The 11215-nt window shown below is 61.4% G+C and carries 10 protein-coding genes and 1 tRNA gene; 3 read left to right on the top strand and 8 right to left on the bottom strand.

Annotated elements, in window-relative coordinates:
• Positions 1-134: 134 nt before the first annotated feature.
• Positions 135-1319: a delta-9 fatty acid desaturase DesA gene (gene desA / locus M5B98_RS23120; RefSeq protein WP_248744090.1), complete on the top strand. Its 1185-nt coding sequence runs from the start codon at positions 135-137 to the stop codon at positions 1317-1319.
• Positions 1320-1463: 144 nt separating this feature from the next.
• Entirely contained in the window at positions 1464-2453 is a 990-nt protein-coding gene (locus M5B98_RS23115) for a GGDEF domain-containing protein (RefSeq protein WP_248744089.1), read from the top strand.
• Positions 2454-2478: 25 nt separating this feature from the next.
• Here M5B98_RS23115 and M5B98_RS23110 read toward each other — a convergent pair whose 3' ends face one another.
• The 3 genes from M5B98_RS23110 to gabD form a co-directional block, all read right to left on the bottom strand.
• Entirely contained in the window at positions 2479-3690 is a 1212-nt protein-coding gene (locus tag M5B98_RS23110; RefSeq protein ID WP_114880967.1) for a response regulator, read from the bottom strand.
• Between the two features lie 141 nt (positions 3691-3831).
• On the bottom strand, positions 3832-5109 hold the full coding sequence (gene gabT / locus M5B98_RS23105; protein ID WP_085684283.1) for a 4-aminobutyrate--2-oxoglutarate transaminase: 1278 nt from the start codon (positions 5107-5109) through the stop codon (positions 3832-3834).
• Between the two features lie 186 nt (positions 5110-5295).
• Positions 5296-6738, bottom strand: coding sequence for an NADP-dependent succinate-semialdehyde dehydrogenase (gene gabD, locus M5B98_RS23100; RefSeq protein WP_085712649.1), 1443 nt, complete (start codon positions 6736-6738; stop codon positions 5296-5298).
• 444 nt (positions 6739-7182) lie between these two features.
• Between gabD and M5B98_RS23095 the strand changes: the two genes are divergently transcribed.
• A tRNA-Arg gene (locus M5B98_RS23095) sits at positions 7183-7259 on the top strand.
• A gap of 66 nt (positions 7260-7325) precedes the next feature.
• Here M5B98_RS23095 and M5B98_RS23090 read toward each other — a convergent pair.
• The 5 genes from M5B98_RS23090 to M5B98_RS23070 all read right to left on the bottom strand — a co-directional run bounded on the left by M5B98_RS23090 (position 7326) and on the right by M5B98_RS23070 (position 11175).
• Positions 7326-7595: a hypothetical protein gene (locus M5B98_RS23090; RefSeq protein ID WP_244220768.1), complete on the bottom strand. Its 270-nt coding sequence runs from the start codon at positions 7593-7595 to the stop codon at positions 7326-7328.
• A 20-nt stretch (positions 7596-7615) separates the two neighbouring features.
• A complete protein-coding gene (locus M5B98_RS23085) occupies positions 7616-8227 on the bottom strand; it encodes a hypothetical protein (protein WP_248744088.1) in 612 nt (203 codons plus the stop codon).
• Entirely contained in the window at positions 8224-8805 is a 582-nt protein-coding gene (locus tag M5B98_RS23080) for an RNA polymerase sigma factor (protein ID WP_248744196.1), read from the bottom strand. The genes M5B98_RS23085 and M5B98_RS23080 overlap by 4 nt, the downstream gene beginning before the upstream one ends.
• A 29-nt stretch (positions 8806-8834) precedes the next feature.
• Positions 8835-10526 (bottom strand): vWA domain-containing protein, encoded by a 1692-nt coding sequence (locus M5B98_RS23075; protein ID WP_248744087.1) that lies wholly within the window; start codon positions 10524-10526, stop codon positions 8835-8837.
• Positions 10527-10614: 88 nt separating this feature from the next.
• The gene (locus tag M5B98_RS23070) at positions 10615-11175 is read right to left on the bottom strand and encodes a YbhB/YbcL family Raf kinase inhibitor-like protein (protein WP_085712643.1); all 561 of its coding nucleotides are present in this window, start codon (positions 11173-11175) and stop codon (positions 10615-10617) included.
• Positions 11176-11215 lie beyond the last annotated feature (40 nt).

Raw genomic sequence — 11215 nt, 5'->3', positions numbered from 1 at the left:
GTCCCTACAAAAATGTCGGGATTATAGGTCAAGAAACATCCAGCCATCTCTTATCTGAAAGGGCGACTGGTTTTATCTGTGTGCTTGGTGATAATGCAACGGCTGTTTTTTCTCTATCGAGGGCCCTATAGCCTATGTGGTACGAAGGTTTTCTTGGCTTGTCGGCCTGGTCACTGGTCGCCGTGACCCTGCTGATGACCCATGTGACGATTGTTGCCGTCACGGTCTACTTGCACCGCTACTCGGCTCATCGCTCCCTGGAGCTGAATGCCGGGCTGAAGCATTTCTTCCGATTCTGGCTGTGGCTGACCACGGCGCAGAACACCCGTGAGTGGACCGCCATCCACCGCAAGCACCACGCCAAATGCGAAACCGAGGATGACCCGCACAGCCCGGTCGTCAAAGGCCTGTCCACGGTCCTGCGCAAAGGTGCCGAGCTGTACCGCGAAGAAGCGCAGAACCCCGAGACCCTGCGCATCTACGGCAAGAACTGCCCGGAAGACTGGATCGAGCGCAACCTCTACAGCCGCTATCGCCTGCTGGGCATCGCAATCATGGCGGTCGTCGACCTGCTGCTGTTCGGCACCATCGGCATCACCATCTGGGCGATCCAGATGATGTGGATCCCGGTCTGGGCCGCCGGCGTGGTCAACGGTCTCGGCCATGCCATCGGCTACCGCAACTTCGAATGCCGCGATGCCGCGACCAATCTGGTGCCATGGGGCATCCTGATCGGCGGCGAAGAGCTGCACAACAACCATCACACCTACCCCAACTCGGCCAAGCTCTCGGTCAAGAAGTGGGAGTTCGACCTCGGCTGGGCCTGGATCCAGGTCTTCAGCTTCCTGCGCCTGGCCAAGGTGCAGCGCGTTGCGCCGATCGCCCACCGCGTCGAAGGCAAGGGCAGCCTGGACATGGACACTGCCATGGCGATCCTCAACAACCGCTTCCAGATCATGGCCCAGTACCGCAAGCTGGTGATCGGGCCGCTGGTCAAGCAGGAGCTGGACAAGGTCGATCATTCGGTGCGCCATCAGTTCCACCGCGCCAAGCGTCTGCTTTCCCGTGAAACCAGCCTGCTGGAGGACCGCCACCACGCGCGCATCCAGAGCATGCTCGAGCACAGCCAGGCGCTGAAGGTAATCTACGAGAAACGCCTGGCCCTGCAGCAGATCTGGGTCAAGACCAGCGCAAATGGCCATGACATGCTCGCGGCCATCAAGGAATGGGTCCACGAGGCCGAGGCCAGTGGCATCCAGTCCCTGCGCGAATTCGCCGACCAGTTGAAAACCTACTCGCTGCGTCCTGCCGCCGTCTGATGCCGTTGATCGGTGCGCCCGGCTCCCGGGCGCACCCTTCGGAACTTCACCCCCGATCCCTTATCTCAAAGACACTTCGCCACCCCGGCGGGCTGTCCCGTGGCTGTTGTCGACTTCCCGGCACGCCCTTTGAGATCCGTGTCGATGGTCAACAACAATCAAAAAGACTCATCCCTTCCCCAGTGGCCCGAGGCCGCACAAACCCTGATGGCACTGATGCACGCCCAGGGCGAAGTCGCTCGCCTGAGCGAACGCGAACAGTTGTTCAGCTCGCTGCTGGTCAGCGTCAACGCCGTGCTTTGGGCCTTCAATTGGGAAACCCGTCAGGTGCTGTACGTCAGCCCCGCCTATGAACGGATTTTCGGCCGCTCGGCCGCCCTGCTGCTGTCCGACTACAACCAGTGGCGCGACAGCATCTACCCCGACGACCTCGAGTACGCCGAACGCAGCCTCGCCGAAGTGCTGCACAAGGGCGCCGTGGAAGACCGCGAATATCGGATCATCGACGCCGACGGCCAGGTGCGCTGGATCAGCGACAAGTGCTTCATCAACCGCCAGGAAGAACCGGGACAACCGGTGATCATCGTCGGCATTGCCGAGGACATCACCGAAAAGAAACAGATGGAAACCGAGCTGCAACGTCTGGCCACCACCGACGTGCTGACCCAGAGCAGCAACCGTCGACACTTCTTCGAATGCGCCAACCGCGAGTTTGAAGAGGCCCGCCTGCAGGGTGCGCCACTGGCGTTTCTGCTGCTGGACATCGATGACTTCAAGGTGATCAACGACACTTACGGTCACCCAGAGGGCGACAATGTGCTGCAACGGATCGCCGAATGCGGGCGTGCCTCGCTGCGCCGGGGAGACCTGTTCGGACGGATTGGCGGTGAAGAGTTTGCTGCGGTTTTTCCGGGCTGCGCGCCGGACATGGCCATGCAGGTGGCCGAGCGGCTGCAACAGGAAATCCAGAGATTGAGCTTCAGCCACGGCGAACAGACGTTCGGCATCACCGTCAGCCAGGGCCTGACCAGCCTCACCCCGGAAGACGAAAGCCTCGACAGCCTGTTCGCCCGGGCCGATGCGGCGATGTACGAGGCCAAGCGTCAGGGCAAGAACCGGATCATCTCGGCCTGAACACCACGCTGATGCAGGACAAGCGCTATTTGCGCATCCGCATCAGCTCCGGCAACCCGATCTTGAGCAGGCGCGCCGTGCGGCTCTTCGCCAGTTCCTCGACGCCCTCGTGCTCGGTCAGTCGCGCCATCTGCGCCGCCATGTTCATCACCAGCGCCTCACGGGAATACACCCCGCCACCGAGCTGGTAGACCGAGGCAATCAACTCGCGCAGCTCCAGTGGCAGGCGCCAGCGGGTACGCAACGCCGAACCGTACGCAGCACCGAACTCCGCCAGCGCATCGCCGACTTCCTCCAATTCATCCAGCTCGCCGCCGGCCTGCTTCCACTCCTGCAAACAACGCAGCAACGCCAGATCGCCGAGACGATGCAGCATCCCGGCGCAATAGCAGCGTTCCTGATCCAGATCGAGCAGACGCGCCAGGGTGCGCGCGTATTCGGCGGTGTGCAACGACAGGCCCCAATAGCGCTCGGCGTAGTCGGCCAGACACGGATCGCTGAGTCGTGCACTGCGCTTGAGCGCCAGGCCAAGAATCAGGTTCATGCTTTGCCCGGTGCCCAGTCGATGCAGCGCCTGGGCCAGGGTCTGCACCGCCGCGCCGTGGTGCTGAGCGGCGCTGTTGGCCGCTGCGATCAACACCGCAGTGATCTGCGGGTCGGTGCGGATTTCCTCTTCCAGCAGTTTCAAGTCCAGCCCGTTGGGGTGGAGGCTGCGTTTGACCGCCACTTGCACGTCGGTCATCAACGGCGCGCCGTCGGCCTGCTCGCGGCGGCGCTCGAGAAACACCGACAGGGTCATGCCCGGCGCCAGTGCGGGCACTTCGCAGAATACTTCCTGACCGGCATTGAGCAGCAGCCCCTGCAAACGCTCGGTCAGGCTTTCCATGTTCAGAGGTTTGGCCAGATAGGCCGTGGGGGCCAGCGGCAAGGCTTCGCGCACGCTGGCGCTGTCGTTGCGGCTGCTCATCAGAATGAACGGCAACGGCGGATTGCGTTTGCGCTGGCGGACGCTGCGCAACACGTTCAAACCGTCGACGCCGGGCAACTCCCAGTCGACGATCGCCAGGTCATAGGGCACTTCGCCGAGCAGAGACATCGCCTCCTGGCCATCGGCGCACAGATCCAGCCGCGCATCGCAGCGCACGTTGAGCAAAACCTGTTTGAGCAGGTCACGAGACCAAGGGTCGGCCTCGGCAATCAGGACTCGGGGTACAGCGGGTAATTCGACGGCAGTCATGCTCGCCCTCCCTAGCAATGCTTGAACCTTAGCCAATGCTGGCGATTCGATACAGCTCGAATACGGGGTATGTGTTTCAGCAAGCGTAAAAAAACCCGCCGAAGCGGGTTTTTTGTCGATCCGATCACACAGTGCCCGGCATTACAGCTCCGAGAAGCACTCTTCGATGATCGCCAGACCTTTGTCCAGTTGCTCGTCCGGCGAGGTCAGCGGAACCAGGACGCGCAGAACGTTGCCGTAGGTGCCGCAGGACAGCAGGATCAGGCCCTTGTCGCGTGCCTTGGCCACCACCGCTGCCACGGCAGTCGGGTTTGGCTTGTGGCTGTCGCCGTTTTCGAACAGCTCGACCGCGATCATCGCGCCCAGGGCACGGACTTCGCCGATCACCGGGTACTTGGCCTGGATGGCCTTCAGGCCGGTAACCAGACGCTCGCCGACAGCCTTGCAGCGATCCAGCAGTTTTTCTTCTTCGAACACTTCCATCACGGCCAGGGCCGCGGCGCAAGCGATCGGGCTACCGGCGTAGGTGCCGCCCAGGCCGCCTGGAGCGATGGCGTCCATGTACTCGGCCTTGCCGCACACACCGGCCAGCGGGAAGCCACCAGCGATGGATTTGGCGAAGGTGGTCAGGTCGGCGGCAACGCCCATCTGTTCCATGGCGAAGAAGGTGCCGGTACGGCCAGCGCCGGTCTGCACTTCGTCAGCGATCAGCAGGATGCCGTGCTGGTCGCACAGGGCACGCAGACGCTTCATGAATTCTTTCGGCGCGACGTAGAAACCACCTTCACCCTGTACAGGTTCGATGATGATCGCGGCGATGTCTTTCGGCTCGGCGTCGTTCTTGAAGATGCGCTCGATGGAAGCGATCGAGTCATCGATGCTCACGCCGTGCAGCTCGTTCGGGTACAGCGCGCGGAAGATGCCGCCTGGCATCAGGCCCATGCCGGCCGAGTAAGGCACGACTTTACCGGTCAGGCCCAGGGTCATCATGGTGCGACCGTGATAAGCGCCGGTGAAAGCGATCACGCCGGCACGGCCAGTAGCAGCACGGGCGATCTTCACGGCGTTTTCAACGGCTTCGGAACCGGTGGTCACCAGCAGGGTTTTCTTGGCGAAGTCGCCCGGTACGCGAGCGTTGATTTTCTCGCACAGCTCAACGTACGGCTCGTAGGCCAGAACCTGGAAGCAGGTGTGGGTCAGCTTGTTCAGCTGTTCGGTCACGGCGGCGATGATTTTCGGGTGCACGTGGCCGGTGTTCAGCACGGCGATACCGCCGGCGAAGTCGATGAATTCACGACCTTCAACGTCGGTCACGGTCGCGTTCTTCGCGGACTCGGCGAAGATCGGGTGAATCTGGCCAACACCACGTGGAACAGCAGCGGTACGGCGGGCCATCAAGTCAGCGTTAGTCTTGCTCATTACAGTCCTCATTCACCGCTCATCGGGCGGCGTGGTTCAAGGATTAAGCGGGAGGAATCGGCGGTGGCAGCATGCGATGATCGACTGCCACGGCGTTCCCGGCCGCAGAGAAAATTCCGGTTTGAAACGACGCAAAGGGACAGCGCTCTCGTGCCCTTTGCGTTTACAGCGATCTTCTACCGAGGCTTAGATGCCCAGGCAGAGGTATTTGATTTCCAGGTAATCTTCAATGCCGTACTTGGAGCCTTCACGGCCCAGGCCCGAAGCCTTGATGCCGCCGAATGGCGCGACTTCGTTGGAGATCAGCCCGGTGTTGACGCCGACCATGCCGTATTCCAGGGCTTCAGCCACACGGAACACACGGCCCAGGTCACGAGCGTAGAAGTACGAAGCCAGACCGAACTCGGTGTCGTTCGACATCGCGATCACTTCGGCTTCGTCTTTGAAGCGGAACAACGGCGCCAGCGGACCGAAGGTTTCTTCCTTGGCCACTGCAGCATTTTTCGGCACGTTGGTCAGGATGGTCGGCTCGAAGAAGTTGCCTTCCATCTGCTTGCCGCCGGCCAGCACGGTGGCGCCTTTGGCCACGGCGTCAGCGATGTGCTCTTGCACCTTGGCTACAGCTTTCTCGTCGATCAGCGGACCGGTGGTGGTGCCATCTTCCAGACCGTTACCGATCTTCAGCTTGGCGACCGCTGCTTTCAGCTTCTCGGCAAACGCGTCGTAGACCGAATCCTGAATGTACAGACGGTTGGCGCAGACGCAGGTCTGGCCGTTGTTGCGGTACTTGGAAATGATCGCGCCTTCGACGGCCTTATCCAGATCCGCGTCGTCGAACACGATGAACGGCGCGTTGCCGCCCAGTTCCAGGGAAACTTTCTTGATGTCCTTGGCGCATTCCGACATCAGCTGACGACCGATTTCAGTCGAGCCGGTGAAGGACAGTTTGCGCACGATCGGGTTGCTGGTCAGCTCGCTGCCGATGTCGCCGGCGCTGCCGGACACCACGCTGAACACACCTTTAGGGATGCCGGCGCGCTGGGCCAGTTCGGCCAGGGCGAAAGCGGAGAACGGGGTTTGCGAAGCCGGCTTGAGCACCATGGTGCAACCGGCAGCCAGGGCCGGGCCCGCTTTACGGGTAATCATCGCCGCCGGGAAGTTCCACGGGGTGATGGCGGCGGTCACGCCGATCGGCTGCTTGATCACGATCAGGCGCTTGTCAGGCTGGTGGCCCGGAATCACGTCACCGTAGATGCGCTTGGCTTCTTCGGCGAACCACTCGATGAACGAAGCGGCGTAAACGATTTCGCCCTTGGCTTCGGCCAGTGGCTTGCCCTGCTCGAGGGTCATCAGGCGAGCCAGGTCTTCCTGGTTCTCGATGATCAGCTCGAACCAGCGACGCAGCTTGCCTGCACGCTCCTTGGCGGTCAGTGCACGCCAGGCCGGCAGCGCTTTGTCAGCGGCCTCAATCGCACGGCGGGTTTCGGCAGCGCCCATCTTCGGCACGGTGCCGAGGATTTCGCCGGTGGCCGGGTTGTTGACCTTGATCGTCTGACCGTTGTCCGCGTCGACCCAAGCGCCATCGATGAAGGCTTGCTGGCGGAACAACTGGGTGTCTTTAAGCTGCATGTCGGCTTTCCTTAACAGCACCGCGGCCAGCGCGGAGCAAAATTATGATTGTAGAAAGGCGCCTCGCAAGGCTGCCGTCAGGGAAATCATTCACCGGGCTCAAGCACCTGAATAGTGCACGGTTGCAAACACGTGCGGCTCGGCACCCGATCAAAGAGCGTTTGAAATCTCAAACGGATCCTAGGATCAAAGGGGGTAAAGGACAATAGGTCGTTCGAAAAAAAGAACAAAAACGCCGCTTTTGCCGGACTTTTCAGATCAACGAGCAACAAGCCTGCGCCGCAACGAAACCTTAGTTCAGTCCCGCCAAAGCGCCAAGCGAGCCTTTTGCAGGACGTTACAGCTTTATGGAATGCAGCGTTTTCCACCGACACGCGCACTGACAATAAGCGCCAAAACCCGGCATGGACGCCCCGAGCCGACCTAGGTATGATGTCGCCCGCTGCACCAGTAGCTCAGCTGGATAGAGTACTGCCCTCCGAAGGCAGGGGTCGTGGGTTCGAATCCCGCCTGGTGCGCCATGAACAGAAACGAAAAAGCCTCAGGCCGAAAGGTCTGAGGCTTTTTTGTGCCTGCTGGTTGGCGGCTCACTCCGTCGTCCAGTCAAACTCGTCATATTCATCATCGTCTTCGTCGTCCTCGATCCACTCATCATCAAGAACGTCTTCCTGCAGATCTTCTTCTGCCTGCTTGGCCAGAAGAAACTCCTTGCGACTCTCCGTCACGGCTCGCCGCAGTTCCTCACCCTTCACCGGGCAGTTGAGCATTTGGGCGATGCGGTCGATTTTTTGGGCCACGGCATCCTCCAGCGCATCGGCAATGCCCCGATAGTGCGCGTTTTTGCGGGGCAATGCCAAATGGCTGGACGATCAACCGGTCAGTTCTGGCGGATTTGTTCGAGGCGCAGGTCCAGATTCACGCTCGGGTAACGCTTGTGCAGATTGTTGTACAGGGTATCGGCCGCTTGTGATTGACCGGATTCGCGCAGGCGCAGGACTTCGCGCAGTTGCTCGTCGAGCCCATTGGCCGGGGCGGCGGCGCGCTTGCTGGCTTTGGCTTCGTCAGCCCTGTCGGCGCTGACCGATTCGCTTTGCATCGGCGCGGCCATTTCTGCCATCGGTGCGGGTGCAGGTGCGGATAACGCGCCCGCAGGGGCTGACAATCTTCGGGATTCAACAGCTTCCTTTCGGGCCAGTGGAGCAGCAGGTTTTGTGGCAGGAGCGAAATCGTAATGAGCCACAGGCTCCGGGGCGCGCTGCACCAGCGACAGCATCAGTGCGATGCCGACCAGACTGGCGAAAGCCACCTGATAGCGCGGTCTCTGGCAGGCCTTTATCCAGCGCTGCCACAGGCTCGGTTTCGGTGCCGGGGTCTGGCGATGTGCGGCATTGAGAATCAGTGCGTCGAGCTTCGCCGGCGGCTCGCCGTGCTGTTGCTCACGATAATGCTTGAGCAGTTGCTCTTCGGGTGTCTGGCGGGTGTCCGTCATGTCAGTACCTCCTCGGCCAGCAGCCGACGCAGTTTTTGCTGGGCGTAGCGCAAGCGGCTCTTGACGGTTTCCAGCGGTGTTTCGGTGAGGCTGGCGATCTGCGCCAGGTCGAGGTCGCCGTGGGCGCGCAGCAGGAACACTTCGCGCTGGTCGGCAGGTAGGGTTTGCAGCGCGCTATCCAGGCGCAGGCTGTCGCGGCTGAGGCTCAGCAGTTGTTCGGGGTCGCTCGCATCGTCACTGACCGCATGGGTCTGCTCGTCGTAGCTGTCATGCAACGGCTGATGGGCGCCATGCTTGCGCCAGTGATCGATCAGCCGATTGCGGGCAATCTGGAACAACCAGGTACGAAAAGTCGCCCGACCTTGTGGCCGACTGGCGCTGCGGATCAGGCTCAGCCAGGTTTCCTGATACACCTCTTCGGCCAGCTCCGGCTTACCACTCAACCCGAGCAGAAACCGGTACAGGCTCTGGCGGTGGCGGGCGTACAAGATCTCGAACGCCTTGCCGTCGCCCTCGCGATAACGGGCCAGCAGCGATTCGTCGCTGCTGGCCTCAAGGCTGTCGGCGCTGGCAAACAGCTGACTGATAAACCCCTTCAGGCGACTCACTATTCAACCCGTCGCTCGGTCGGCATCGTGTTGGAGGCGGTCGAAGTCCGCAGGCTCTGGGCCAGTTCCACCAGTTGCACGAGCTCGTTGCGCAGACCGAAGCGATCATCACCACGGGCACCTCGGGCCAGCGCTTCGGTGTCCTTGAGGCTGAAATCACCGGTGTAGCGGCCGTCCTTGAGTTGCTGGGAAAACGCAGCGACGGCGGCAGCAAAGCGCAGGTCTTCACTGGCAGGCGCAACCTGACTGGCAATCGGCCGCTCGATCAGCAGACTTTTCCCACCTTCAGGCTTTTGATATCGCACACGCAGCATTGCCAGTTCTCCTTTCTTCTCGGAAACCACTGCATCGTTTTTTCCGTAGCGCAGCGGCTCCAGCCAGCCCTTCTCGCCGGCCGGAACAATTTCATACAGCGCCGTCACCGTATGGCCTGCACCGACTTCACCGGCATCGACCTTGTCATTACTGAAATCCTCACGCTTGAGCGCGCGATTTTCGTAGCCGAGCAGCCGGTATTCGCTGACCTGCGCCGGGTTGAATTCCACCTGCAACTTGACGTTTTTCGCCACCACGGCGAGGGTCGAACCCAACTGATCCACCAAGACCTTGCGCGCTTCACGCAGATTGTCGATGTAGGCGTAGTTGCCGTCACCGGCGTCCGCCAGTTGTTCCATCAGATGTTCATTGTAGTTATCCACACCGAAACCCAGGGTGGTCAGGGAAATCCCGGTCTTGCGTTTATCCACAGCCATTTGCTTGAGGCTGTCGAAGTCGCTGACGCCGACGTTGAAGTCACCGTCGGTGGCCAGCAGGATGCGGTTGATGCCTTTGGGGATGAAGGCTTGTTGCGCCATTTGGTAAGCCAGTTCGATGCCGGAGGCGCCTGCGGTCGAGCCTCCCGCCGTCAACTGCTCGATGGCTGTGCGAATTTTCGCTTTTTCCCGTCCGGACGTTGGCTCCAGCACCACTCGGGATTCACCGGCATACACCACCAGCGAAACGCGATCCTGCTCTCGCAGTTGATCGACCAGCAGCTTCAGGGTGCTTTTGACCAGCGGCAGCCCTTCGGGGCGGTCCATCGAGCCGGACACATCCACCAGAAACACCAGGTTGGCCGGGGCCAGTTCCGCTACTGAACGGTCGGACGCCTTGATGCCGATGCGCAGCAACCGGGTGTGCGGGTTCCAGGGCGAGGCGGCCAGTTCAGTGGTCACGCCGAACGGTGATCCATCAGTGGGCAATGCATAGTCATAGGGAAAGTAATTGACCATCTCCTCCAGCCGCACCGCGCCTTCCGGCGGCAGACGACCCTGATTCAGCAGACGGCGGACGTTGGCGTAGGCGCCGGTATCCACATCGGCACTGAAGGTCGAGACGGGCGTTTCGGCAACGCTGTGAATCGGGTTATCGGCCAGGGTTTCGTATTGCTCGCGCGGCTCGGCGCGATAGCCCTGTGGATAACTTTCCCCGGCGGGCATCGGTGCAAAACTGGCCGTCGGTGCCGCCAATGCACTGCGCTTGGCCAACGCGTGATCGGCCATGACCCTCTCTTGTTGCGCTACGGGTTTTGAGGAGGGCTGTGCCGGTGACCGCACGGCGGCGGATTCCGGGCTGGAAGAGATGCCACAACCGGCGATAGCCAACAGCACACCGGCAGCCAGGGGTCGCAGAAGCGTCGATGGAAGAGACATGGGGGCTGACCTCGAGGAAGAATTGATCCATTCAACCTCTGAGACGGACAGCCCTTTCAGTTCGGGTTAAACGCCGCCGAAATTATTTTCAGCGGTGATAACGCCGCACTGCACTGCTGTTGCGCAGCACATGGCCTTTGATTTTTTCCAGAAGTTGGGCGCGGGTCAGGCCGGCCGGCAAGGCGTCGGGGGCCAGGTCCAGGGCGTAGATCTGGATGATGTAGTGGTGCGCGCTGTCGCCGGTTGGCGGGCACGGGCCGACATAAGTGGTCGTGCCTTTGCTGTTGGTGCCGCCCAGGCCTTCGAAGGTCGGTTTGGTGCCGCTGCCGGCCGGGATCTGTCGGGTTGTGGCCTTGATGCCGTAATGAACCCAGTGATCGACGCCCAGGCCTTTCTGGCCGTCCGGATCGTGCATAACGATGGCGTAGCTCTGGGTGGCGGCCGGGCCGGCGTTCCAGCTCAGCGCCGGGGACAGGTTCTTGCCGCCGCAACCGGCGGCGTCACTGGCCGCCGCCGCAGTGAACAGACGGTTGTCCGAAACACCGGGAATGCTGAGGGTGAAACGCTCCTGGGCCTGCGCCGGAAACTGCACGCAAAGGGCGACGGCAACGGCCGCCAGCCAAGGGTTGAGAGAGGTCAATCGGGTCATTCCGGGAGCACCTTGTGCAGTTGGGCCGTCTTCGGCCTGC

The organism is Pseudomonas sp. MWU12-3088, assembly GCF_023242405.1.
Taxonomy (GTDB): domain Bacteria; phylum Pseudomonadota; class Gammaproteobacteria; order Pseudomonadales; family Pseudomonadaceae; genus Aquipseudomonas; species Aquipseudomonas kribbensis.
This window is presented reverse-complemented; position numbering and strand designations above follow the sequence as displayed.

Coding starts and splice junctions, on each gene's coding strand:
- desA (WP_248744090.1), top strand. CDS start 135: ATGTGGTACGAAGGTTTTCTTGGCTTGTCGGCCTGGTCACTGGTCGCC.
- M5B98_RS23115 (WP_248744089.1), top strand. CDS start 1,464: ATGGTCAACAACAATCAAAAAGACTCATCCCTTCCCCAGTGGCCCGAG.
- M5B98_RS23110 (WP_114880967.1), bottom strand. CDS start 3,690: ATGACTGCCGTCGAATTACCCGCTGTACCCCGAGTCCTGATTGCCGAG.
- gabT (WP_085684283.1), bottom strand. CDS start 5,109: ATGAGCAAGACTAACGCTGACTTGATGGCCCGCCGTACCGCTGCTGTT.
- gabD (WP_085712649.1), bottom strand. CDS start 6,738: ATGCAGCTTAAAGACACCCAGTTGTTCCGCCAGCAAGCCTTCATCGAT.
- M5B98_RS23085 (WP_248744088.1), bottom strand. CDS start 8,227: ATGACGGACACCCGCCAGACACCCGAAGAGCAACTGCTCAAGCATTAT.
- M5B98_RS23075 (WP_248744087.1), bottom strand. CDS start 10,526: ATGTCTCTTCCATCGACGCTTCTGCGACCCCTGGCTGCCGGTGTGCTG.
- M5B98_RS23070 (WP_085712643.1), bottom strand. CDS start 11,175: ATGACCCGATTGACCTCTCTCAACCCTTGGCTGGCGGCCGTTGCCGTC.